Annotated in this window: 16 protein-coding genes; 6 read left to right on the top strand and 10 right to left on the bottom strand. The window is 43.9% G+C overall.

The window, feature by feature from the left end:
• Positions 1–40 precede the first annotated feature (40 nt).
• Positions 41–280 carry a BrxA/BrxB family bacilliredoxin gene (locus CLV59_RS29455; RefSeq protein ID WP_111593102.1) on the bottom strand — a complete coding sequence of 80 codons (240 nt, stop codon included), beginning with the start codon at positions 278–280 and terminating at the stop codon, positions 41–43.
• Positions 281–585: 305 nt separating this feature from the next.
• Positions 586–1,461 (bottom strand): hypothetical protein, encoded by an 876-nt coding sequence (locus tag CLV59_RS16180; RefSeq protein ID WP_146616215.1) that lies wholly within the window; start codon positions 1,459–1,461, stop codon positions 586–588.
• A gap of 408 nt (positions 1,462–1,869) precedes the next feature.
• Between CLV59_RS16180 and CLV59_RS16175 the strand changes: the two genes are divergently transcribed.
• The 3 genes from CLV59_RS16175 to CLV59_RS16165 all read left to right on the top strand — a co-directional run bounded on the left by CLV59_RS16175 (position 1,870) and on the right by CLV59_RS16165 (position 5,259).
• Positions 1,870–2,271: a nuclease A inhibitor family protein gene (locus CLV59_RS16175; protein ID WP_111593100.1), complete on the top strand. Its 402-nt coding sequence runs from the start codon at positions 1,870–1,872 to the stop codon at positions 2,269–2,271.
• A 39-nt stretch (positions 2,272–2,310) separates the two neighbouring features.
• Complete coding sequence (locus tag CLV59_RS16170) at positions 2,311–3,660, top strand: DNA/RNA non-specific endonuclease (protein WP_111593099.1); 1,350 nt, start codon at positions 2,311–2,313, stop codon at positions 3,658–3,660.
• 162 nt (positions 3,661–3,822) lie between these two features.
• Positions 3,823–5,259, top strand: coding sequence for a TlpA family protein disulfide reductase (locus CLV59_RS16165; RefSeq protein WP_111593098.1), 1,437 nt, complete (start codon positions 3,823–3,825; stop codon positions 5,257–5,259).
• 218 nt (positions 5,260–5,477) lie between these two features.
• Here CLV59_RS16165 and CLV59_RS16160 read toward each other — a convergent pair whose 3' ends face one another.
• The 6 genes from CLV59_RS16160 to CLV59_RS16135 all read right to left on the bottom strand — a co-directional run bounded on the left by CLV59_RS16160 (position 5,478) and on the right by CLV59_RS16135 (position 14,183).
• Positions 5,478–6,839, bottom strand: coding sequence for a RagB/SusD family nutrient uptake outer membrane protein (locus tag CLV59_RS16160; protein ID WP_111593097.1), 1,362 nt, complete (start codon positions 6,837–6,839; stop codon positions 5,478–5,480).
• 10 nt (positions 6,840–6,849) lie between these two features.
• Entirely contained in the window at positions 6,850–10,332 is a 3,483-nt protein-coding gene (locus tag CLV59_RS16155) for a SusC/RagA family TonB-linked outer membrane protein (protein WP_211323912.1), read from the bottom strand.
• Positions 10,333–10,488: 156 nt separating this feature from the next.
• Positions 10,489–11,610, bottom strand: a complete 1,122-nt coding sequence (locus tag CLV59_RS16150; protein ID WP_111593095.1) for a FecR family protein — start codon at positions 11,608–11,610, stop codon at positions 10,489–10,491.
• Positions 11,611–11,688: 78 nt separating this feature from the next.
• Positions 11,689–12,279: an RNA polymerase sigma factor gene (locus CLV59_RS16145; protein ID WP_170137778.1), complete on the bottom strand. Its 591-nt coding sequence runs from the start codon at positions 12,277–12,279 to the stop codon at positions 11,689–11,691.
• A gap of 190 nt (positions 12,280–12,469) precedes the next feature.
• Positions 12,470–13,336, bottom strand: a complete 867-nt coding sequence (locus tag CLV59_RS16140; protein WP_111593093.1) for an NmrA/HSCARG family protein — start codon at positions 13,334–13,336, stop codon at positions 12,470–12,472.
• Between the two features lie 55 nt (positions 13,337–13,391).
• A complete protein-coding gene (locus CLV59_RS16135; protein WP_111593092.1) occupies positions 13,392–14,183 on the bottom strand; it encodes an AraC family transcriptional regulator in 792 nt (263 codons plus the stop codon).
• 417 nt (positions 14,184–14,600) lie between these two features.
• On the opposite strand from CLV59_RS16135, the gene CLV59_RS16130 reads away from it, so the two are divergent.
• Positions 14,601–14,918: a hypothetical protein gene (locus CLV59_RS16130; RefSeq protein ID WP_111593091.1), complete on the top strand. Its 318-nt coding sequence runs from the start codon at positions 14,601–14,603 to the stop codon at positions 14,916–14,918.
• Positions 14,919–15,045: 127 nt separating this feature from the next.
• Here CLV59_RS16130 and CLV59_RS16125 read toward each other — a convergent pair whose 3' ends face one another.
• Entirely contained in the window at positions 15,046–22,752 is a 7,707-nt protein-coding gene (locus tag CLV59_RS16125) for an amino acid adenylation domain-containing protein (protein WP_111593090.1), read from the bottom strand.
• Positions 22,753–23,217: 465 nt separating this feature from the next.
• On the opposite strand from CLV59_RS16125, the gene CLV59_RS16120 reads away from it, so the two are divergent.
• Positions 23,218–24,051 (top strand): helix-turn-helix domain-containing protein, encoded by an 834-nt coding sequence (locus CLV59_RS16120; protein ID WP_111593089.1) that lies wholly within the window; start codon positions 23,218–23,220, stop codon positions 24,049–24,051.
• A gap of 66 nt (positions 24,052–24,117) precedes the next feature.
• Positions 24,118–24,669 (top strand): cupin domain-containing protein, encoded by a 552-nt coding sequence (locus CLV59_RS16115; RefSeq protein WP_111593088.1) that lies wholly within the window; start codon positions 24,118–24,120, stop codon positions 24,667–24,669.
• Between the two features lie 68 nt (positions 24,670–24,737).
• Here CLV59_RS16115 and CLV59_RS16110 read toward each other — a convergent pair whose 3' ends face one another.
• A complete protein-coding gene (locus CLV59_RS16110) occupies positions 24,738–26,561 on the bottom strand; it encodes a hypothetical protein (RefSeq protein WP_111593087.1) in 1,824 nt (607 codons plus the stop codon).
• Positions 26,562–26,574 lie beyond the last annotated feature (13 nt).

Below are 26,574 nucleotides of genomic sequence, written 5' to 3'. Positions count from 1 at the left end.
CAATACTTGGGGAAGAAGACAGCATATCCGCCAATTAATTTCATAATCGTGTTGTTGCATCTAAGTCTTGTCCCACAAACACAGTAACAACGCTGCCTGGTTTTTTAATAGATTCGTCTGCCATTATTCTTCTGATTGCCGGACGTACCATTCCCTCGGCACAGCCGCAAACGCTGTTAATCACTACAAGTGTTATTCCTGAATGCGCCATCACTTTATCTTCTGGGGTTAATAATTCTTTTGCGCCTACGTCAGAAAGATCATCATTAAGGGGTTTAATTACCTAAGGAGAGTAAGGCATGAAAATTATTTTTTTGGGGTGAATAAATATCCAGTTGTGAATGGGTTAACAAGATAAGAGAACAAAAAGTTCATTCACCTGCTGAGATATCATGTTGTAATTAGATACAGCGGAATAGTACCCGTAGAAATGTTTTTGTCTGCTTACTTTTCTAGATAATATAGCGCCAAAAATTTTCAACCTAACACAACTAATACAAAAATCCCGGTTACCAATGGCAACCGGGATTCTCTTTTTCGGTTGGCCAGATTTCTTGTAGATTCCAGGCCATTTATTCTAACAGCTTAGTTCTTTTTTATGTATTTAAACTGAAAGCTCCAGGTAGCATTTTCAGAACCAGTCTGGACAAATTTCTGGTAAATTACCAGTCCGGTAACGGGATCATAAGTATTTTGAACAGTAGCCTTCTGGTTTTCTGATTCGGCAGCAAGCAAACGCTCAATTTTAATGTCGAAACCAGTTATATTGTTTTTTCCTGCAGAGAAATACGGATAGTCATCTTCCCAGTTCATGTAAATAAACATATACGGATTTTTCGCAAAAAACAACTGGAGACCATTTTGTTGATTGTCGTAGGTATAGGTGTGGGACCTTGTGCCTTTATATGTATCGGATCCATTCAGGGCAGAATTAAAAAAGGAGTAGTAATACTTGCTGAGATTTCCGTTAACATTGGTGAACTCTTCAAATGTGACATACTTCCTGTCTGAAGTTTTCACTGTGTCTTTTGAGCCAACTAATCCAAGGTTATTGTTAGCATCGTAGGAAAACACAGTTGTATCTCTATGACCTTCATTATTACTGGTGATCATATTAATCTTGTTACCTACATAAATCAATGAATCAACTTCGTCGGGTACTCCCGCATGTAGATCTCCATTCCAGAATTTCTTCACACGTATACATTGTTTGTTGGAGTTATAGTCGAATGAATAAAAGCGAGGCCCATCGTTCAGGATCAATTTTGAAACAGTGTTGTCTGCATTATAGACAAAGCTATCGGCTGGCTGATTATTATAATAGATAACACTTGGCAGATAAGCAGGCATTCCCTGAGTTGGATCTGTTACATCGTTATTTTTTTTACAGGAGGCAGCTGCAATAAGTACAAATAAAGCGCCAGCAGCGATTTTGGCAAGGGACATTTTTCTTGATTTCATGATATTCTTTAGTATAATTCACAGGGATTCTTAGATATACTTAGCGTATACCTTAAATGGTTAATGGAAGTAAATCCTTATCGATTAAATTATCCGGATGGATGCGACAGTTTATCCAGATCCGACAACGGGAATTACATTTTTTGGTGGCGTTCTCGTTTTGAAGTTCGACAGTTTTTTCTTTTTGCATGGCAAAGATAGATTAAATAGTAATTAAATCCTATACGTATAAATACGTGAAATATATAAAGATAAATGCCTATTGTTCTTTCTCTGTTCCTCAATAACTGGAGTGTGTAATAAGATCATTCTGCCGGCGCCATTCAATTAATTCCCATGGTATATTATAGTTTTGTTACCAGTCTACACTTGATAAGATTTAATGAGGGAAAGCGTTAATTTCATACTATGCAACCGAATTCTTTATTAGAAAACCTGATGAGTAAAGTAACGGGGATTTTGTATTACAGCGAATCTGAGTACCCATTTACGATCGAGCAATGGGAGCCGCTTACGGAAGAAGAAGTCGCCGCAACGCTAGCAACCCGCCATCAGGTAGATTCCAACATAGTAAAATCTGTAAATCCTACAGTTTTTTTCAACGAAGTAGAGCACGCACCAGATCCCAATGACGAACCAATAGTAGAAAACGCACAAAAATTTGAAACCCTACATCAATTTCTTAATGAGCACTTTAGTAACATCCAGGTTTTCCGCGTGGAAAATAGCGCCAGTATTCCAATCTATATCGTTTGCCATCAACCGGATGGAACCTGTGTAGCTTTGATCACCACAGCGATAGAATCGTAAGCAAATCGTCATATTACAGCTACCTATAAAAACTACATCATGAACAAATTTATCTGGCATTGCACTATCATTTGCCTGGCAGGCTTGCTATTTTCTTCCTGTAGAAAGGAATCAAATATCCAGCCCCAGGATGTCTCCCAGTCACGTAACGTAACTACAGAATCTACGGTCCTTCTGAATGAAGATTTCGAATCCGGTAGTAAAACAGCCTATACTGTTGGTAGTATATCGCTGAACAGCGGGTCCTGGACATTGGACGACGCCTTAATTGGCAACCTGGCCGCCGACCTGAAAAATGGGTCTAAGTCTGTCCGCATTCGGAATACAGGCACCCTATCCTCTGATTTCAGTATTTCAGGCGCCACCGGTGCCATCACCATCACTATTAAACATGGTACTTATGGTACTGATGGAAATAGTACCTGGCAACTCTGGACTTCCGCAAACAATGGTCAAAGTTGGACGCAACAAGGCGGTACAATCACCACTACTACCAGTCTGCAAACAGCGACCTTCAATCTTACTGGAACAGGTAGTCTGCGCATCTCCATCCGTAAAGTCTCCGGAGGAACCAACAGGATCAATATCGATGACGTCAATGTCACGCTGGGAAGTGGCGGCTCCGGCGGAAGCAATCCAACTGATGACAGTAACCTGCTGTTAGGTAATCCCAGCAACGCCATCACAAATATTACCTCAGAGAACAATTACCTGATGGAGAAAGCCTATTACGCTTTGTCGTATAGTCGTGGCCGTGGTACGCCTAACTGGGTCAGCTGGCATATCCAGGCATCCGACCTGGGCTCCGCATCCCGCAGTAATGACTTCCGCGCCGACAGTACCCTACCTGCTTCCTGGTATCAGGTGCAGAACAGCAGCTATACTGGCTCTGGATTTGATCGTGGGCATAATTGTCCTTCTGCCGACAGAACAGCTACTACCGCCGCTAATTCGGCTACTTTCCTTATGACGAACATGATGCCACAAGCGCCTAATAATAATCAACAAACCTGGGCAAACCTGGAAAACTATACCCGCAGCCTTGTCAACGCTGGCAACGAAGTATACATCGTTTGCGGCTCATATGGACAGGGAGGTACAGGTTCGCTGGGTGGTGTCACCAACACGATCGACAATGGCCGGGTGACAGTTCCTTCCAATATCTGGAAAGTTGTGGTAGTTATTCCCAATGGCAGTAACGACATCAACAGGATCAATGGCAGTACCAGGGTTATTGCAGTGAATACGCCAAACCGTAACGATATCAGCACAGACTGGACCCAATATAAAACGACAGTTCGCGCTATCGAAAATGCGACAGGATATAATATTATGTCGAATCTGCGTCCTTCCTTACAGGATAGCCTGGAAACAAGGATCGATCCTTGAGAAAAATAATAGCGATAATAAAAAGATCGGCCGCACTTTTGGGTGCGGCCGATCTTTTTATTATCGCTATTGGCATTATTGCTAGGGACCCCGTCACTTATTACGATCTTAACTTGTTTAGAGATTCTCGTAGAGAATAATTACTTTTTGTCTAAAAATTAAATGAATAGAACCCGTTCTGCCAGCTATAGATTAATCCTGTTTTTGTTACTAGCCATACCCTCCCTGGCGAATGCGATTGCACTAAAGCCTATAATAGTCATTGTTCATAACCAGTCAGAAAAGAAGATAAGTGGATTACCTAGTATACGCGGTGAGAATGGTGAGCCATTTAATTTTTTCTATCAGGTCGGAGGGAAAATTGAATATTTGCTTATTCCTAAAGGAGATAAGCCAGTTCAAATTGATATTCACCCCGATCATCCAATGATAGAACTGGTCTATCTCTACAAGCAACTTGATAAGATCAGTTATTTCCTTTCCTCGGGAGATACATTATATATTGATATTGTCGATGGGAAACCGAATGCCTATCATTCAAATGCTATCACCACTCATGAAAATGCTAACCTGGAAATACTGTGGAGAGAGAGAATAGCTCCCGGCGATTATCTGTCAGTTATAAAATTAAAAGAATCACTTCTTCGAAAAAAAGACCCCCTGTCAACTCCTGAATTGGAGCACAAGGCGAACAATGAAATAAATGCCATCTATCCTATAATCGACTCCCTGGTACGGAATAAAAGCATGTTGCCTGGTATTGCTGCCCTATACAGAATAAAATATGATTTTATTAAGCGTGCTATAGGGGATGATTTAGACAAGATGAACGACGAACAGCTAAAGGCATTGATGGTCGATTCTCTTCTAAGATATGACTTCTATAGAAGGTTTATTTTTCGATCCGCTAATGGCAGGTATGGGAAATTAAATAAAGTATCTATGGGTAACACTGGAACCGTGGGAGATTTCAGACCTGGCTATGATGCGGTAGCAACATCCACAATTTACGAAGGAAGCGCCAGAGAATTATTGCTTAAGGCCAGCATGACAAATATTGTCAAATATGCTACTGTTGATCAAATTGATGAATACCTGAAAAAGTTTGAGCGTGATCTGCAAGATAAGCAGATCTACACTGATTTCGTAGAAAAGTATGAATTGAAATCCAAAGTCTCCAATGATATCATGCTGGAAGCAGTCGATGGCTCCGGCATTAGTTTAATGAAACTGCTGGAGAGATACAACGGAACCCCTGTCTATATAGATTGGTGGGCATCCTGGTGCGTCCCATGTATAGCTGCAATGCCAGCATCCAAAAACCTGGTGCAGCAATATCAGGGAAAGGCAATTGTATTTCTTTATCTGTCCTTTGATGACAACATAGAAAAATGGAAGGAGAAAATTAAAGCATTGAATATTCCTAATGCAGTCCATTATCGTGTAGCAAATGTCAAAAGGTCCAGAATGTTGGATAAGCTGAAAATTCCTCCTATTCCAAGATATATGCTTTATGATAAAAATTCCAGACTTGTTCATGAAAATGCCCCTTCGCCAGAAAGTACAGAAGTTTTGACATTATTAAACGGAATTATCTGATAAGTTATTTATCTGCCCAGCTGGAGGGCAATTGCCGTATCTACGCTCATGCTCCGGCCTTACTGGGTACCGTCCGGCATTATGATAGCAAAAAGATCTCCAGCGAGTCCGAAGTGGAACAGTAGTCTACCTACAGATTTCTATTTATTATTCATATACAAAACAGGCCCTCGCTTTCAAAGCGAGGGCCTGTTTACTAAAGAATTTAACCTACTAGTCTATTCCCATCCATTCTGCTCCATATCCACATTAAACAACATCACTGCGGAAGGTATCTGCAAAGTATACTTTGCATCATTCGGTTTTAAAGTAGCTATTACAGCGGATTTACTATCCAATCGTTGTATTAACGGCATCTTGCCGGCTGTACTCAGCTTCCTCATATCCAACCAGCGAATGCCTTTAAAGGCAAGCTCTATCCGGCGTTCCCGCATTACCTGACTCATTACGGTAGCCTGGTCCGTTACAGTAATAGGCTTGTAGACGGCGGCAGGATAGCGTTTAACCCGGATGTCGTTCAGTTGTGTAACGGCGGTGCTCAGGTCGTTATTGAGTGCCGCTATTTCTGCTACGATCAGTTTCATTTCCGGTACAGAGGTGCCAAAGTTCTCGGATGTTTGTCCATTACCATACGCTGTTACGCCCCGCTTGGTGTAAGGCATGGCCGCCCTGTTGCGATAGAAGTATTTCATCCGCAGATCGGTACTGTCGTATAAATTGAGTAGTTCCAGAGAGGCCATCACCGCGGTACCCGGACTAGATCCATAACGAGCATAGATTTCCTGTGGACATACTACCATAGCTGGAATCTTGTTGCCAGCAGTGACCGTGTTATAATCAAATACGCTATTGTTATTTTGCAGGACCATTCTCGCATACTTGTCGGCGTTTACATTATCGCCTCCATAATAGTATACACGTGCGAGTACGCTGTACGCCGCGGTTTTACTTCCCCTGAATTTATTAGCGTCATTATTATCTGGTAACCCGGGAATGGCAGTGGTCAGGTCGCTGATTACCTGATCGTAAATGGCTTTCAATGTACCTCTCGGCGGCGTTTTCTCGGCAATTTCATTCGTGGTGACGAAAGGTATGCCAGGGGTAGATGCCGCTTTGCTGGCCTGATAAGGCTGACAATAGAGATTCATGAGGTAGAAATACTCGAATGCTCTGCCCAACAACGCTTCAGAGGTTAAGCGACTTTTATCCTGTGGAGTTCCATCTGTCAGGGTATTCATGCCATTCAATACAGCATTAAAACGGTAAATATTGCTGTAATGCCTTCCCCAGAAAAGGGGAGAGGTATTAGGATCTGGCGTGTATTGCGCCCGCCACAAATACACCAGGTCGGAGGAGTTGACACTTTGCGGATTGATCGTCATGATATCTCCTTCATCAGAAAGTAGATTCATGTTCTGATCAGCGGAAGTGGTCAGGTTCCTGCTGTTTAACCACAGGTCATAATCGTTGACGGTTTTTAGTAGCACCTTGCCTTTTGGCTCCACATCCAGGTATTTATTGCAGGAGGTGGTCAGTGCAGTGAAGGCCGTAATGGCGTATAGCAGATATCTTTTCTTCATGAGTCACAGTTTAGAAATTAGCAAACAAGCCGATGGTGTAAGTAGGTACCAGCCTGGTTCGTACGAAGCTGCCCAGGGCGAGACTATAGTTATAATCGTTGAAACCTTTGGTAAACAGGTTGGTCCCTTGCAGTTTGATTTCCAGGGAAGACAATTTAAGCTGCTTAAGCGTTTCAGCTGGCAGACTATAAGATACGGTCAGGTCGCGGAGTAGCATGTAAGCGCCGTTTACTGCATATTTGTCGGAGTTGCTGTATACCTGGAAATCATGGTAACTGTCGAGTTTTGTATAGTCATAGAAGCCCATTACATCGGTATGCAGCTGATCGCCGGCATTACGGAAGTAATTTTCTGCTCCCGCCAGTGGCCTGGCATTACCCATAGTTGGACGTGGTATCCTGGTCCTGAAACCGCCATAAAAATCTACCATACAGTACACGTAAAAACGGCCGATGTCCACCCTGTTGCTGAAACCTGCATTCATCACAGGAATAGAGTTCCCAGAGTAAGTAAGGTCATTCAGCCCTTCATCATTGCTGGCATATGCATATTTTTTAACAATGCCTTTGCTGTCATAAACAGTTGGTAAACCGGCATCATTCAGGCCAGCGAAACGGTAGCTGAACATGGCGCCTACAGGATATCCCTTGATATAGTTATTGGCTTTGTCGCCATTAAAATAAGTATAAGCATACCTGCCAGGGTTGGTGTACACGGAAATAACCTTGCTGGTATTATGTGCCAGCACGAAACCAGTGTTCCAGTTGAGCTTCTTTTTATGCACCCAGTCGGCATTAATATTTACTTCCCAGCCCCTGTTATCAATAGACGCAGCATTAATAGTAGCAGAAGATGCGCCACGGGTAGGATCTATGGCCGATGCGGCTAAGATATCCCTGCTTTTTTTCGTATAGTAGTCGAAGTTAAAACGGATACGGTTAAACGCAGAGAAATCAATTCCCAGATTCCCGTTATCTGTCTGCTCCCAGCGAAGGGCACTGTTTTGCAGGTTCAGCAGATCAAGGGAAGAGGAGATAGGTTGCGTTCTGTTGTTGGTGGTTGCACTGGCGATGATAACAGGCAAACTGTTTTTAGACACGTTACCATTAAACCCTTTGGATACCCTGAGCTTCAGCAAGTCGATCCAATCAGTTTTAGGAAAGAAAGATTCATTCGAAATGTTCCAGGCCGCGCCTACAGACCAGAGCGGTTTGTAACGGTATTTAGGATCTGTTCCGAAAAGATTGGACTGGTCAATCCTGATACTTCCTGATAAGGAATAGCGCGACTTATAACTATACACTCCATTGAAATAACCGGACAGAAAGCGGTCGTCTGAGTAAGATTGATTAAAATAATTACTATAAGATCCGGGAGAGTAGCCATAGGTAAATGGAGAATACTGAATCTGATTGAACAGCAGATTGAAGTCTACCGGCATTTGAACCAGTGTCTGCGCATTATAACCAAAGGCGGATGTAGTAGTACCAGATACTTCTACATTACGGCCTTCTGCTCCAAGGATAAAGTTAAGGGAGTGGTCATCGTGAATAACCGTGTTATAGTCGAACTGCCCACGCAACGTATAGGCCATCTGGCTATTGAATTGCTGCGTTTGATAGCCACCTTTGGGCATATTGAATACAAACTTGGATGTAGTAGGGTCCTGGGTTACAAAATAATTGATCATCTGGCGCGAAGCCGCGGATTTATCATCTGCAAAATAGGTTTGTCTGGTATTGGACTTTTCGTATATCCCTCCCAGTTTGAATGACAGCCCTTTAATAATCATGTATTTGAACTCTGCCCTGATCTTGTTGCCAGTAGACGTTGTTTTATTACTGACATGGTTGATCTCGTTGAGTGGATAATAGAGATTATCATTGAAACCGTTGGCCAATAAAAATTCTTTATTATACACTGGATTGATATTGGAACGGGTGAAGATGGATAAAGGATTCCCGTTATTGTCCTGGAACCTTTCCCACGGATAGATCTCATTGATATCGGGTACAGGAACGGCTGAATTATTTAGCTGGAAATAATCATTACTCATGTCAAGAGAAAGCCTTTCGCTGAATTTGTAGGTACCACGAGCGGAAAGCAGAAAACGCTGGTTGCGCTGTTTGATGTCAGGTCCGCTGTTGTTGGTAAAATTGGAGGAGACGTAGTAAAGTCCATTTTTAGTGCCACCAGAAAATACGAGATCGTATTGATTATTGATAGTAGCGCGTTTGAAGAGGCGACTATAATCGCTGGTATTGTCATAGGCCGTCAGGTCTGTGATACGTTTATCTATCTGGTCTTTTTGAATGATGCCGGAAGCCAGGTCAATGAATATTTCCGATCCTGGTTGATAAGGATAAGGACTTGCTTTAATGTCGTTCCAGGTTTGAGCCGGGTAATCCGAATACGTATCTTTCATATATCTCAACTGCGATACCGGCGGTGCATAGCGATACGTAGTATAGTTTTCTTTCGGTGTAACGCTGGTGGTAGTACGAAAATTAAATGCGGTTTTACCTTCTTTTGCTTTTTTACGCTCCACAATAATTACCCCGTTAGAAGCACGTACCCCGTAGATAGCTGCTGCTGCCGCATCTTTCAGGATGGTGACAGACTGGATCTCATTAGGGTCTATTGCATCCAAGGTAAGTTCAGTAGGAAAGCCATCCAGTACAATCAAAGGTTGTTTGTTACCAGAAATGGTAGAAATACCCCTGATCTGAAACAGGGGATTTCCTTCAAACTGCATACTGGGATTGATCATCAGACCCGGGAGTTTGTTTTGCAATCCATCGAGTATGCTGCCGCTGGTGATCCTGCTTTCAAATTCTTTGGAGGAGATGCGGCTTACTGAACCTGTCAACTGTTCCGCTTTGATTTGCTGATAACCGGTATTATAAACGGTTACTTCTTTCAGCCCTTTTACATCTTCTTCCAGCACTATTTTTAAGGCGACATCTTTGCCCAGTGTTTTAACAATACGTTTGTATCCCATCAGGTAAAACATAACGCTTTGGCCGGAGGTAGCAGCGATATGGAAAGTACCGCTGCTGTTAGTCATAGTTTGATGGCCTCCTTTCACCGCTACCAGAACGCCTTCCAACGGCATACCCTTGATATTGGTGAGCTGCCCGGAATAATTGGTGCTCACTGTACCACAGGTATCACAGTCAGGAGTACTGATTTTGTTTTCCTTTTCCCTGGTGATAACGATGCTGTTGTTTTTGATAACTGCAGTGAGACCTTGTGGTTTCAGGCAGCGCTCCACCACGGTGTTTAGGGGCTCGTTACGCACTTGTATGGTGACAGGTTTGGTGCGTTGTATGGCCGCTTCATGATAGATAATAGAATAGCCGGTCTGTTTCCTGATGTCTTCCAGTACTTGCTCCAGTGGGAGATTATTGCACTGCAGCGTTACCTGTTGTGCCCGGACAGCTACCTGCACACATAGGAGGCCAAGTAGCAGAGAAAGGACTTTCCACTTCATACGCATAAGAGAATAGATTGGTTGGTTTTTGATGACTGAATGCAATCGCATACAAATCCTGATTAAACTTATTGGTTGAGAATAGCAATACCCTGCCGCGATGAATGTGGCCACCATTCATCCGGGATATACTGTTTCTGAAAAAATTAAAGGTTGTTAGTGTTTCGCTGGCATGACAGTGATTTTTCTCCCCGATATCATAAACTTCACATCACCTGTTGCTTCCAATGTTTCTAATAGTTGATCGATATGCTGCTGTTGTTGTACATCTCCTGACAATCCTTCTACTTCAATACTATCGCTATAGCTAATGTCTACGTTATACCATCGCGCTACCTGGCGCATAATTTTTCTGATATCTGCATTCTTAAATTTAAACCTGCCTTCTTTCCAGGCCAGTACCTCGCTGGTATCTACGCGACTTACCTGGGTGTGGTTACCAACGCTGGCTTGTTCGCCGGGTTTGAGTACTACCTCATTTACTTTTACAGCGCCATTGATTAAGGTCGTATTCACGGTGGTCTCATCATCATAGGCCATCAGGTTGAATGCGGTTCCCAGTACGGTGACGGTGCTGTTCCTTGTTTTTACAAGGAATGCTTGGGACGCTTTGGGCGCCACATCGAAATACGCTTCACCGGAAAGTTCCACCACCCGTTGATTGCCTGTAAAGGCAGTAGGGTACCTCAATGAAGAGGCGGCATTCAGCCATACATGGCTGCCGTCAGGCAATATCACCTGGTATTGCATGCCCCGGGGAGTCGACAGCGTATTGTATTCAACTGTTTCCGTTCCTGGCTGATAAGTAATTTTTCCACTATCAACTGCAGTACCTTGTTGCATAGATAATGCCCCTTTTTGAGTGTTGTCCAGTACTACCTGTTGTCCATTACCCAAAGTAAGTACCGCCTGGTTGCCCGTAGGTTTGATTACCTGATTCACCGCCAACGGCGCACGTTCCGCAGATCGCATAAAATACCATGCTCCGGTAGCCAGCATCCCTGCTATTACAGCAGCTGCAGCTGTTGCCCGCCATGGAAGGCGAATGATCTTGGCACCAGGTGTCTCCCTTTGATCAATTTTGGCCATTAACCGTTGCAGCGATTGTTCATCCGCTGCAGTAGTAATGGTTTGTGCATCTACTGCCTGTATATAGCCATCTATCGCCTGTTCCAGCACATTGCCCTCCAGGGAATGCATATGCTGGTTAAACGCGGCTATTTCTGCCTCAGTGGCTTGGCCGGAAGCTATTTTATTATACAGGTCCTGGTGGTTCATGGTGTTGATTATATATAAGACGATGCCCGAAAGATGGTTTGGATAGAAAATCGAAACTTTTTTTAAAAAAATATCAGATCAGCTGCCTGGTGGGGCGCCGGCATGCTGTAAAATGCGGCTGCGAACGGCTTTTCGGGCCAGGTAGAGTTGCTTGTCCACCACCGAAAGGGAGATCCCTAATAAGGCGGCTACTTCTTCGCGACTCATCTCCCGGAGTATACTCAACGTAAATATTTCCTGTTGTTTTTGGGGCAGTTCCGCTATTGCCTGAATAGCATATTCATGAAGCTCTTTATAAATCAGTGTTTCCTCTATATGTGTAGATTGCTGGGATTGAATAGTGGCATAACCTGTTTCATGCCGCAACAGGACTTCCCGGGATTTTTTAATATCCAGGATACGATTTTTGGCCATCCGGTACAGGTATCCTTTGAAAGACTGCAAACCAGCCACGATTTCCTTTTTGGCCCATAGTTTATAAAAGATATCCTGTATTACTTCCGCCGGATCTTCTATATCTCTGAAAGGTTGCAATATCTGCATCAATACCGGTTGATAAGACCGATATAGCGTTGCAAATGCCTCCTTGTCGCCTTCCGAGAATTGTAGCAGTAACTTCGCTTCATGTTCCGGAACAAGCGCGCGATTATGATGATTATTGGTTGCCAAATTGAAATAAAGATTCCCTCTACGGTTGACATTATAGAAGGGCAGTAATTAAAGTAATGACAATGTGAGACTTAAAGGTATTATGTTTTTCTGAGAAAAATAAGTCTGGAGAATGGAGAGGCATCTTACAAATAATATGAAAAAGGTTGTAAGTACAATGCTTACAACCTTTTTATTTTCCCAAAGATGGTTAAAGACGTTGGATACTTTTCGCTCCTGTCTTCTCCAACCATTTTTCAAATGTCAGTAGACCAGGATGAATTTTTCGAAGATGCTCCTCATCCGCCTGAGTGGCTTTTCCGGAATTGAGGAAGGCATAACCTTTGGCAAATTGCGGATTCATTTGTCGCAAGGTTTCCATTGGGAGCTGTACATATTCTATGTTTATACCAGTGGTTTTACTCATGGCAGCGGCCATTTGCACAGGCGTTAAAGTATCGCCCGATAGTTCAATGATGCTGTGATGAAAGGTTAAGGGGGCTTGAAAGGCCATTGCTGCCAGTTTGCCGATATCCTCCAGGGCAATGAGCTGCATTTTGGTGGTGGGGTAGGCGGCTGTTGTAAACGAAGTGCCTTTGAGTCCGAACTTTGGGTTCAGGAAATTTTCCATGAAAGAAGAAGGACGTAAGATCGTGTAGGAAATGCCGAGCGACTGAATATACTTTTCAACGGCTGCTTTCTCCGTCTGCATCCCGGTTTGATCCGCCTGATCTACGCCAATGGCGGAACTATATACCAGGTGGGCAAGCTGATGTGCCTTTGCAGCATCGGCTATATTTTTTCCGGCCTGCACTTCATCCTGGTCTCTGGATAATGGGCCCGGATGGACATGAAATACGCCATATACACCCTGCATGGCATGATCAATAGTTACTCGGTTCGTAAGATCGCCTTTCACCATTTCTACGCCCATGGCCTTTAATTCCTGTGCCGCTGAACTGTTTACATCACGTGTAAATCCGCGCACAAGGTATCCTTCCGCCAATAATGCGCGTGCCACGGCGCCGCCCTGCTGGCCAGTAGCGCCAACTACTAATATGCGATTCCTGTTTTGCATAAATCAAATAGCGTTTATTTACAAAACTATCGCCATTGGCAGATCTGAAATTGTATCAGACCGACATCATTCGCGGCGCAGGGGAACATATCCGGAAGCGTTTAGGACTAACGCCTGTTAGTCGCTTAAAATCGGAAATAAAATGTGCCTGATCAAAATAACCTGCCAGGTGTGCGATATCTGTTAATCGCCTGCCAGTTTGAGCCGCAAGCAACTGCTGGGCCTTTTCAAAGCGGGACACCCGGAGAAAACGGCCCACACTCATTCCAATATATCGTTTGAAATTCCGCTCCAGCTGACGTTCACTTAATGGCAAGTTTTTTAATTGAAGAAATGGGTTTTTGCTGGCATCATTTTTTATATCATCTGCCAGATTGAAAATAAGTTGATGGCTGGTATGTGGCGCTGTAAACCTTTGCAATAAGAACCTTTCGAATTGTGAAACCCTTGCTGCGAAAGGTAATGGTTGTAATTGTTCATACAATTGCTGGAAGCTGTTTCCAAAAATTGCTGTTCCTTCAATAACGCCATTACTGAGTTCCTGCATTGGTACTTTAGTGAATACGCTTAAGCCATACGCCGTAAACATGACAACGAATTTATCTATAAGAACAGGATGTTGGCTAATAGAACTGAAATGGATAGTCTTCTCTGTAACGCCCAGTAGCCTTGTTTTCATTGGTTGCCCGTCATAGAAAGTACCTTGGTCAAAGTCCAGGAGCATGGATGTACTCATGCGCGAGTACATCGATTTGTTGAATGTACCACTGCCATCCAGTTGAACGAACTGCTCAACATACGGTAGGAGTAGCGGATGGTGCGGTTTTGCAAACTGATAATTAATCATAGGAACCGTTTTAAAGGAACCATTTACTTGTTATAAAGGTAACGAAAAGGGCAGCGGTAAATGGGAGGTGCAATAAAGTATCATATATTAATATTATAATTTATTGATTGACTGATATATATGTTTTTAAATGAATGATATCTATTGAAATTGCCGTAACCCTTGCTGAGTATTGAAATCCAGAGAAATGAACTAGTTCGGGAGACACGTGTCTCCCGAAAATAAATATCTAATTATGACAAAAATATGTGGAAGAGCACTATAAAATATTGATAATCATTTGGCCATTAACTGATTTGATCCTAACTTTGCGCCCTCATTACCAACTTTAGTACAGAAATGTGGGATAGATTTTATTTTAGAGTCATCGGCCTTTTCGTTTTATTAAATGGGGCATTATTTTTATTAAAAGAGTGGATGTTAGATAATGGAGTGCATCACAACGTACTTCTCTTCGGAAACCTGGCATTAGCCTTACTTTCAGCGTTTACTTACAACATGAGCCGCAAAGGCGTACAAGCAGAAAGCAACAGTATTTTCATGCTGCGTGTTTATGGTGCAATGATCACCAGAATGATGCTTTGCCTGGCAGGTATTACTATTTATGCGGTTGTCAACAGATCGAATACCAGCAGATACACCATCTTCATGCTGATGTTCTTCTATGCAGTGTATTCTATTTGCGAGAATGTGAGCCTGCAAAAGTTCACCAGACAACATAAATCGCAGCAATAATTTTTTAGCATTAAGGAATTATTCTGGTAAGCATGTAGCTGTAGATACAGCTACTGATAGGTAATTCCATTCAAAGATATACAGTTAGGTAGTCTTCATATTTGAAGACTACCTAACTGTCGTTTAATTAATATTGTCGAACTACATTCCTCTCTTCTGCAAGTACCAATTCCTGCATTTTCTCTTCCGGGGATACTACAATCTGTTGCAACAACACTAAATACGCCCTGAATAATTTTTCAATTGTTTCCTGCTTAAAAACAGCGGTGTTGAATTCCACGGAAAACAATAACCCATCTGCTTTTTCCCGCACGGATACATTTAATTCATACTGACTGGTTTCATGTATCTTCTTTACTTCTTTTAGTGTCAGATTATTCAACCGTAATGGCGGTAATTCCGGCGTATTTTGTAAAATGAAAATGGCTTGATAAAGATATTTATCCTGTACACCCGATGATGCTGCCAGGGCTTCCATTATTTTCTCCAACGGAACCTCCTGCACTTCATAAGCCTCTATGGCCGTTTGTTTGACCTGCTGCAATAATTCCGCAAACGACGGATTGCCACTAAGGTTACTGCGTAGGGGCAATAAATTATTAGAGAAAAATCCTACTAAGCCTTCCATTTCCTGCCTGGTACGGCCAGCAACGGCAGTAGCTACGCAGATATCTTCCTGACCGCTGAACTGGTACAACATCATCTTAAAAGCAGTGAGTAAGGTCATAAACATTGTACTCTCCCCGCGTTGCGAAAGGGAACGCAAATCTTCTGCCAGCTGGCGATCGGCATGGAAGTAGAGCATACTTCCTGCATTACTGTTATACAATTGCCGCTCATAGTCTGAAGGCAATAGCCAGGGCACGTATCCTTCCAGCTTTCGGGTCCAGTAGTGCAGCTTTGTATCCAGAATGCCAGCAGCTACCTGCCTGCGCTGCCACGAGGCATAATCGGCAAACTGGTAAGGGAGAGCCGTCAAAATGCATGTTTCTCCTTTGCAGCAGGCATTATACAGCTGCGTGATTTCCCGCATCAGGATTGCCAGCGACCAGCCATCCGCTGCTATATGATGGAGTTGCATGACCAGATAATGCTCATCTCTGTTGAGCATTACCAAATGCGCTTTCAGCATATAGTCGGCCGATAAATCAAAAGGTAAACCCAGCAAGGATTGCAGGTAAGATGGAATATCGGCAGCTATTTCTTCCTCAGAATAATCAATAAATTGTAACTGCCAGTTGTCGCTCGATAGAAAGTACTGATACGCTCGATCATCATCAGGGTGCCAGCGTATAATCGTGCGTAACGCTTCATGCCGCTCCACTATTTTTCTGAAAGTGCTTGCCAGGGCAGCTTTATCAACTTCTCCCTGAAGATGGAAAATAAACGGCATATGGTAAGCCATGGTTCCCATCTCTCTGTCCATCATCCAGAGTTCCTCCTGGCCGTAAGACAACGGTACATGTACCACCTCTTGCCGGTTAAAGGGTATGATGGCTTCCTCATCGGCGCTATGTTGGTATGCATCAATGTAAGCAGCCAGTTTCGCCACTGTTCTGTATTGGAATAGTGCGCCAACCGGAATATGGATATTGGTGGCCATTTTAATATAGGCCCTTACTCTTATTACTAAGAGCGAATGCCCTCCCAGCTGAAAGAAATCATCATACTTACCAACTGTATTTACTTCCAGCAACTGTTGCCAGATGCTTGCAATGGCTTTCTCAGTGGCCGTTTCAGGCGCTATAAACTCAGCAGTTGATATCGTCGCCGTATCCGGCGCTGGTAAAGCCTGCTTATCAACTTTGCCATTTGGCGTAAGCGGCAAGGCCTGCATAGGATGTATGATGGCCGGTATCATGTAATCGGGCAGATTTACTGTCAAGTAGTATTGCAACGCCTTCAGATCAAAAATACCGATAGGCACCACATAGGCCACCAGTTGTTTGTTGCCGCCCGTATCCTGTTTAACAACAATCACCGCTCTTTCGATTAATCCGCTTTTCAGGATCATACTCTCTATTTCTCCGGGCTCAATGCGGTAGCCCCGTACTTTTACCTGATCATCCACTCTTCCACAGAATTCTACCAGTCTGTGTTCATTGAACCGGGCCAGATCCCCCGTTCTGTATAACCTTTCGCCGGGAACAAAGGGATGGGCGATAAAGCGTTCAGCCGTCAACGTTGGGTTATTGTAATATCCCCGCGCAAGGCCCGCACCACCAACGTAGAGTTCTCCAGTTACGCCAACTGGCAATAGTTGTTGTTGCATATCCAGGACGTAGGCAGTACGATGTTTCATAGGTAAGCCAATAGGGATATCCGCTGTAACCGTTTGTCCGATACGGTAATTCAGCGATCCCGTGGTATTCTCCGTAGGGCCGTAACCGTTAATAATTTCAAGATCCGGATAGGTGGCACGTAATTTTCCTATATGCGTTGCCGATAGTTTTTCCCCACCGGTAATGACTGTACGTAGTTGCCGGAATGCCGCAATATCCGTATCTACCAGTTGATTCAGCCATCCGGAAGTAAACCAAATCTTCGTTACCTGATGCTGCGCTATCTCTTTTTTGAGTATTTCATTATCCAGCAACTGCTCATCGCTGCAAAGTAGCAGCTGTCCGCCGTTGAGAAGCATTCCCCAGAAATCTAAGGTGGTACCGTCGAAGGAAAGAGAACTGGTCGTTAACAGTACATCATTAGCGGTAAGTGAAACGAAATCACATTCCAGGGTAAGACTCACCACGTTGCTATGAGTGACCATGACGCCCTTCGGACGTCCGGTAGAGCCAGAGGTAAACATCACATAGGCCAGATCCTCCGGATGAATGGTATGTGGCAGATTATCGGAAGGTAGCGCTGATAGCTGATCACAGAGGGAATCCAGACATACCACTTTCGCTGTCGTTTCGAATAGTCCTGCATATGGACTCATGGTAATGGCGATATGATAGTGGAGATCTTCCAGCATATTGGCAATGCGTTCTTTCGGATAGGCAGGGTCTAGCGGCACATAAGCCCCACCAGCCTTCAGAATGGCTAGTATGGCCACAAAGAGGGCAGGAGATCGGTCTATACAAACCGCCACTGGTGCATCTTTCTGCACGCCTAACTGCTGCAGGTAATGCGCCAGTTGATTGGCCTGTGCATTCAATGCGGCATATGTCAAGGTACTGCTACCAATAAGCGCTATGGCATTGGGGCGCAGACTCACCTGTTTTTCGAAGGCAGCTGGAATACTACAAAAAGCTGGCTGGTCAACCGTAACGCGGTTCATCGGTGTGAAACAGGTGTCCAGTTCCTGGTGGGAGAGTATAGCCGTTCGGGTTATAGGGTCCTCATAATGATGTAGCATCTGATGCAGTATGTGCTCTAGGTACATCAGGAAGTCTTCCAGCGTTTTGCCCGATTTCAACTTGTAAGACTGGCAAAGCAGAATGGTTAAAACATCACCGGTAGTGCTGACGGTGCAATCTAAGAAAGTATTGGCTACGGCAAAACTACCAAAGGTCATAGTGGCGGGATCATTGACGCTGCCCTGAAGCAGACGGTCGTTTAGCTGATCGTACACATGGAAGTTGATGAAATTAAAAAGCACATCAAAGAAAGGGTTGCCATCAACATTGTGGTTCCGTTGTAATTTGGCGATATCCGCCAGTGGCAGACGGTCATGTGCTTTTAAGGAGAGCTGTTTTTGTTCCAGGCCATCCATCAGATGACGCCAGGTGGCTTTGTCGGGTGTCTTACATCTTAAAGGAAGGGTATTGAGGAAACAGCCCAGCATCTGGTCCCCATCTTCAATAAGCGGGCGGTTATTGGTAACCAGCCCCAGTGTTAACTCATCTTCATGCGTCAGCATACTGAGGGCGTAGTAAAATGCCCCCAGGAAAAAAGTACTGACGGCAACGCCCTCTTTTTTAGCCTTTTGCTTGATCGTTTCCAGCAATCCTGGCTCAAATTTTTTGAAGAGTCGCCGTTGTTCTTTTTCGGTCGTGAAAATATCCAAACGCTTGTAGCCATTCATTTCCTGCAGCCAGAAAGCTTTTGACGCCTCCTCGTTTTTATCGATCAAACTTTCAATAACAAAATCTTTATAGGTGGCTTTCAGCGGAGGAAATAAGTCTGAAGAAGAAGATGTATAGCGGTTATTAATTTCTGTATTGAGACTCGCCACACTCCATCCGTCAAGGATCGCATGATGCATCTGTAGAATCAGCACACAGTGGGTTTTCAGTTTTATCACCGCTGCCCGCCAAAGCGGGGCCTGCGTGTAATCAAAAGGAATACTGCGTTCTGTGTGCAGATAATGATCGATCGCCGCTTGTCCATTCTCTGATGTACGCATATCCAGGACAGTTAAGGGCACTGGAACCGATTTATTAACAACCTGCATATTCGCTGCGTCGCCTTCGAGCAGGAAGGCTGTCCGGAGTATACCGTGTCTGCCGCTAATCTGCGACAATACTTGTCTTAATCTGTCGATATCCGTGTCCAGCGGCATAATGCTGGAAAACTGATCATGGTAGATGGCATCTTCAGGATGGCGAAGAGAAGCATAGATCATGCCTGACTGAATATCGCTCATCGGGAAGATATCTTCCATCGCATCCGCATTGGGCAATGTGGCTAACAATGCATTTCTTTGCTGCGTAATGGCTGCAGCAATCTCTTTTCTGAGAGGATCGTTGATACCTGCTTCAAGACCTCCAATTAGTTGTGATAAGTCCGCAATAGTAGCGGATCTATAGACATCGGCGGCTTGCAGTTCCTTTCCGAATAGCTTTCGGATGCTGCTCACCACCTTGATCAACCGGATGGAGTCGCCTCCCAGTTCAAAGAAGTTATCATTTCTGCTGATATTGCTGATACCAAGCACCTCTTCCCAAATACTGACGAGTTGTTGCTCCTGCACATTTTGAGGCGCTTCTTTTACTATGTTCTGTTGAAGTGTTGCATGTATCCCTGATAATGCTGCTTTATCGATTTTCCCATTTTTAGTTAACGGCATTGCTGCAACAGGCGTGAGCAACAAGGGAATCATATAATCAGGCAGCCATTCCTGCATATGAAGTATAATTGCTTCTCTGTTAAATTCGCCATTGGGTACAATGTAAGCGGCCAGTTGTTTCTCCTCTGATGTGCTGATATGGTCAGCCTTCACAATAACAACAGCTTGATGGATATGTATGCAGTGATGCAGTACGTTTTCTATCTCCCCCAACTCAATACGGAAGCCACGGATTTTTACCTGGTTATCTATACGTCCCAGGTATTCCATGGTCCCATCAGGAAGCCAGCGGGCAAGGTCGCCGGTTTTGTATAAACGGGAACCAGCTTGCAATGGGAAAGGATTGGCAATAAATCTTTCTTTCGTCAACTCATCCCGATGCAGGTACCCTCTTGCAAGACCGGCTCCTGCAATATATAATTCGCCAGGTATACCAATAGGTTGCAACTGTTGATGAGCATCCAATATATATGCGCCCAGCGAGGAAATGGGGCGTCCAATGATGCTACCGGAGCTTTCAATATGTTGGGCTGTTATCTCCTGATAAGTCACATGGACGGTCGTTTCGGTAATGCCATACATGTTGATCAGCCGACAATCCGGAAATGTCGATTTCCATGATTTTAATTTGACGGGGTTCAATGCTTCTCCTCCAAAAGTGACGTAACGTACCGCTAAATCGTGGTAGCTTTCATGGTTGGTTACAACTTCCTGCAATACATAGAAAGCGGCAGGGGTTTGATTTAGCACGGTTACCTTTTCTTTTTTTAACAGGGCGGCAAAGGCGGCAGTATCTCTCGCCAGTTGCTTAGGAACAATGACGAGTCGCCCGCCATAAAACAAAGCGCCATACATTTCCCATACGGAGAAGTCAAAGCAATAGGAGTGGAACATGGTCCACACATCATTTTCGTGGAAGTCGTACTGCCCAACTACAGCATCAAACAGGCTTACCACATTCCGATGTTCTATTATCACTCCTTTGGGTTTTCCGGTGGAGCCGGAGGTATAAATGACATAAGCCGCATCTGTAGGCTGTGCTGGCTCAGGTGCCGTTGTTGCTACCGCAGACACGAAGTCCGCTTGCTCGCTGAGTATAATTGTTTCATGGGAATATATCGTTGTTAGTACTGCCTGGCATGCCGGAGAGGTTACTACAATTTTGGCAGCCGTATCTTCCAACATGAATCGTATTCTTTCTTCCGGATATTCGGGATCAATAGGCACATATGCGCCCCCTGCGCGCAGGACGCCTAGTAGCGCCACTATCATCTCCGGGGAACGTTCTATGCATACGGGCACCAAGGTATCTTTACCTACTCCTTTACTGCTCAGGTAACGCCCTAATTCCTCTGCGCGGGCGTACAGCGTTGCATAGGTGAGTGCTTGGTCGTTACAGGTGATAGCTATATTGTTAGGTGTGCGTGCCGCCTGTTGCGCAAAGAGAGAATAGATAGTGTCCGAACGTTCATAATCGGCTGTGGGATGGGCTGATTCCAGTAGTATTGCTTTTTCATCTGCTGGTATAATAGCAATTTCACTAACCGGCTGATGTAGCTTATTTGTAAACTGGGATAATATATGCAGGATGCGTTTAGATAAAAGTGCGGCTTCTTCTTTTTTAATATACGCTAACTGGTGAATGATATTCAGTTGTAACGGCTGATGTTTACCATAGTCCTGCCAGTAAATACGCAGTGGTCTCTTTTCAAATTCTGTCCAGGTCTGATGAAAAGAACTGACAATTTGAGGATCAAAATCCAGCTGAAGGTCCAGGAGTACATAGTTAACCAGCACTTCGAAGAGGGAGCTGTCGGAGTGCTTATCCTTCAGTATCCTACTCAATTCATTTAATGATGCTTGCTGATGCCGATTATCTTCCTTTTGGGCAATATCTATGTTTCGTAGCAGATCAATAAGTGACTCTTCCGGTTTATATTCCCCAATAAAAGGGACGATACCGGAGTATACGCCTAAGGTGCTGCGTTGCAGTGGCGTCATCCGTCTGTGGCGTACAACGCCCAGTAATAGCGACGTATTACCGGATATATGTGCAAAGTAAATGATGGCGGCTGCTATGGTGAGTTTCTGCAAGCTGTATCCGCAGTCGTATGCCGTTTGTTCCAGCTGCGCTCTCTCTGTAGCTGAAAGCTGTAAGGTAAAGATGGCGCTGGTTTTACCTTGCGGGTCGTTATGCGGATACTTGTGCTGAAAGATCTTGCCTGGTTTGCTGACAAGTTTTTCCTGCCAGTAATCGAGTTGCTGCTGATAGGCGGTACTCTGATAAAAAGGAGAGTAGTCTGCTGTTTCTTGTATATAAGAGGGATAGACGCCCGCTGGTTGTTGCCTGTATTCTTTTGCTATAGCATGCAGGAAAAGCTGATATCCGGAGCCATCTATGATGAGATGATGGCATCTGAGCAGGTACCAGTGTTCGGTATCTGAAATTTTAAGGAGATAATGTTCAAATGGAGGAATGCCTTTTTGCAAGTGGAAAGGGGTGTTGCATTGCTCCTGAATCCATTGCAGCGTATATGCTATCGGGTTATCCTGATCGCTGTAATCCAATTCCAGCAGCGGTATTGGAGGAGTAGTGTCGCTTAAGTATCCAACTGGTTGAGGACTCTCCAGATCAAAACTCATGCGGAAAATATCATTTCCAGTGATCACGGCATTGACAGCTCTTGCAAATTGCGCCTTGTTTAACGGGCCTTTTAATTTAAGATATCCTGTAAGTGTGTAGTGAGGACTTTCAGGATTCATTAATTGGTCTACATACATATCCTTCTGGGTAGGATGTAGTGGGAAAACATTTGTTAACATACCTTCGGGTTATAATAAAGCAAAAATCACGGGAGATTAGACAGATTTGACTGGGTTAATCACCGGATTATTTTAAGGGAATGCAATAAAAAATCAATGGCACTATTGGCCGGGTTATTTTGTTGTAACAAGTAATACAAACGAAGTAAATGATTTTCAGGTGGTTGAAAATAACACCTTAGTAGTATTTCCTGCCGCTGCTTTCACATTAATGGAAATGTAGATTTTTTTGCGCCTACGTGAACGCATAAACGGATTAATTTATTATTAATGTTAACTGCTAATAGGTATCCGGTGCTTGCTTCCTGATTTGCAGAATAGTAAGAGTCGGATATACCCTTTTGTGATATCAACCACTAATCGTAACTTTAAGTGGAAATAATATGGCTGATAGCAAATTCTTCCGCTATACTACGGCATAAATACGAATAACAGCAGCATTCTTTACACCCCAAAGCCTGTATAATGGTACTGTTTGAATTTCCTCCAAGTCGGCAGTTAGCAGACTATGTGCGGACTTACAGAATTGTACATTTTCAATTTGATCATTCTCAACCGTCATTCTGTAAGCCTTACCCTCCCAAGCCGGAGCAATGCCTGACCTTTTATCCAAGGGATTGTGAAAGAGTGGAATACATGGGCAGTAATAAACAAGCAGGAAACCTTCGGGCTGTCTTGTTCGGACAGCAGACAGAGGTCACCAACCGTTACGTGGGAAAAGACTTCCTGCTTTTTCAGATTGTATTTAATCCTGGCGCTGTATATCGCATTACAGGAGTACCTTCCCATGAAATAACGAATGCCTACCTGGATGCCGAGACGTTTTTTAACAGAGATATCAAAGCCGTGAATAATCGTTTGAATGATTGTAACAATTACAGAGACATGATTCCTGTTATAGAATCCTTTTTGTTACAGCAGATCAGACTTAAATCTTATGATGCCCACAGAGTGGATATAATAGGAGATATGATGATTAAAGATTCAGAGAACCGGACGGTAGACTGGCTGGCCAGGACGGCCTGTTTGTCTGCGCGACAATTAGAAAGAGTATTCAGTGAGAGGATGGGTGTCTCTCCAAAATACTTTACCAAAGTAGCCAGATTTGAAAATGCCTTTAGGATGAAAAATAAGTATCCCAACATGGACTGGCTTACAATCGCCTTGCATTGCGGATATTATGATTATCAGCATTTAGTGAAAGATTACAAAAGCCTTACGCTGAAAACGCCTACAGCATTTCATCTGCTAGATCTTTCCGCTCCGGAAAGGTTTTTCGGAGAAGCAGATACCTATTGATATTGTCGTTTTTTTACCACCAGATGATAAGCATTTCGTCTCAACTTGCAAGTAAAACAAATGCACATGCAAAGGCGAAAATTTTTGCAAATTACTACTGCTGCAACCCCTGCCATCCTTGTCGGAAATAATATCCCAGACCCCGGGGAAAGGACTGCTAAAGGCTTCGTCATCAAAGCCAATGAAAGCCGTTTTGATGAAAAAACCATGTTAGGAGGTAAGAGCCCGAATAATATTAAAGTTTCAGCTAAGGATACAGGGAGTGCCCTTACCATATTTGAATACATCGGCCATGAGAAGGGTGGGCCGCCATTACATTTGCATCACAAGCAAGATGAAATATTTTTTATCGTGGAAGGTGAATATTTGTTTAAAGTAGGGGAGGATACCTATACGTTAAAATCGGGTGATACTATTTTCCTCCCAAGAAAAGTACCGCATGCATTTGCCCAGCTAACGGACCATGGGAAAATGTTCTTTATGTTTCAACCATCCGGAAAGATGGAAGACTTTTTCCGAAAAGTAGGCGCTGCAATGGCGCCGCCCACACCAGCAGAAGGCGCAAAATTATTTGCAGCGCATGAGATGCTGGTGGTAGGGCCACCACTGCAGTTTTAATTCCAGTGATATTTAAAAGGCCCGCTTGTAAAAGAATTTACAAGCGGGCCTTTTTCTATACGAGATATTTACTTCCAGGTCTTCGGCATCGTTCCCAGCAGTACAGGATTGCTTTTTACATCATCCAGCAGACCACGATAATAGAAATTCGTGAGTGCTCCCTCATAAGAAGATTGTATACCTGCATTGTCCTTTTCTACGGCCAGATATGCTTTATAGAACGCTACAGATTTTGAAATCTGATCGGTCATTAAAGCAGATTGTGCCGCGTTGATGAGGCATAGCGCTCTCATATTAGGCGTAAGATCACCGCGCAAACGTTGCTCGTAATCCTCGATAATTCCTTTGAGATCGGCAATGCTGGCGGCAGTTTTATCCTTGCTGCCAATATTGGAAATGGCTTCCTTCGTTTTCTCTACCAATGTAACCAGGTCTGCATATTCCGGCTGCGGGTCCTTGATACCATAAATCGGATACATAGCATTGGTCACTTTCTCACTTCCATAGGCTGCAGTCAGCGCTTTGGAGAGGAGTGGGGTTTCCGCCCAGCTATTCACCTGCAATCTTCTGAGTATCATATCTCTTTGGAAAGAAATACTCTTCGCTGCTGAATCGGCATAATAAAATGGATTGATCGTAGTAACAGAAGAACGCTCCTCTGCTTTCGGCGCACGGAGGTAATCAGCATGATAGGTAGTGGTTAGTTCTTCCCGTTCATCAATGAGGATAAGGGTTTTCTCTAATTGCCCCTCTTTATTGCGGACCTCCACTTTTACAGGATAATGATAGCGTATATTGGCTACATATCCACGCACGGTCACTTCCGGACTAAACATCACATTGGCTTTTACCCGACCACTTAAAAAGACCGGCGCGTCAATGATTACATCCCGAACGCCCGGTGCAATAACAGTAAAGGTATAATCGGCTATATCTTTTTTCTTGGCTTCTTTGGCATCTGTATTAAAGAAGAGCCCCTGGCGTCCTTCGAAAGATTGTCCTTCAGCTGGCAGTTGCAGGGCATACTTCTCCGTTTCCTGTAGCGGTTTGATTTTTCCTGTCAGATACACTTTAGTAGTTGGATACAGCATTTTCAGATGGATTTCCTTTTTAAGGAATTCTTCTCTGGCGGCTTTATTCGCCTCTTTGGCGGCCACCTTGCCGGATGGCGTTAGCTTAAGAATGCCGTTGCCATATAAGGCCAGTGTCCGTTGCGGAATGCCATTTGATTTATTCTTAAAGGCGAGTATCAACTGCTCAATATCCGTATTCAGCGGCAAGGGATTTCTTGCACGGCCAGCCTGAAAATATTTATCGAGTAAGGCATTACCCTGTTCCAATTGCTTGCTGGCAGCGGCAGTGCAGCTGGATGAATTATTCGTTTGTAAGGTGACATCTGCTGCAACAGTCAATTGAGACAGCGTTAATACGAGGTCCAGATTATCGATGTTCTCCAGGTTGTCTATCAGCAGATTCCTGCTAATCCGGTGGATGGCGTCGGAAAGTCGTTTGGCTGCCTCATCATCTTCTACGGATTTGCTTAATCTGTAATCTGGCTTTTTGAGCGTATTGAATACATCCGCTGCAAACAGTTCTTCGTAGGCCTTTTGCAGGTTGCTCAGCCTGGTTTGCTGACCAGGCTTGAACAATGCCAGATTAGGTTCCAATAGCTTTTTAAAGGAGGAGAATTCGGCTTTTGCCTGGTTGGCAAAATACATGCGGCAGGCGCTGTCTTTGTTGGCAGGTACCAATGCAAAGCGATAATCGAGATCCATCATCTGGTACATGATTTCCGCCTTGGTTTTCTCTGCATCCTGGGCTACAGCCTTGTTGGCAAGGGCTAAAGACAAACATACAGTCAGCCCTATTCCAGCTGATCTTATCATTTTCATAGGAAAGGATTTA

The sequence above is a fragment of the Chitinophaga dinghuensis genome (genome assembly GCF_003259435.1).
GTDB lineage: Bacteria > Bacteroidota > Bacteroidia > Chitinophagales > Chitinophagaceae > Chitinophaga > Chitinophaga dinghuensis.
The sequence above is the reverse complement of the archived record's forward strand: the minus strand, read 5'-3'. Positions and strand labels throughout refer to the sequence as shown.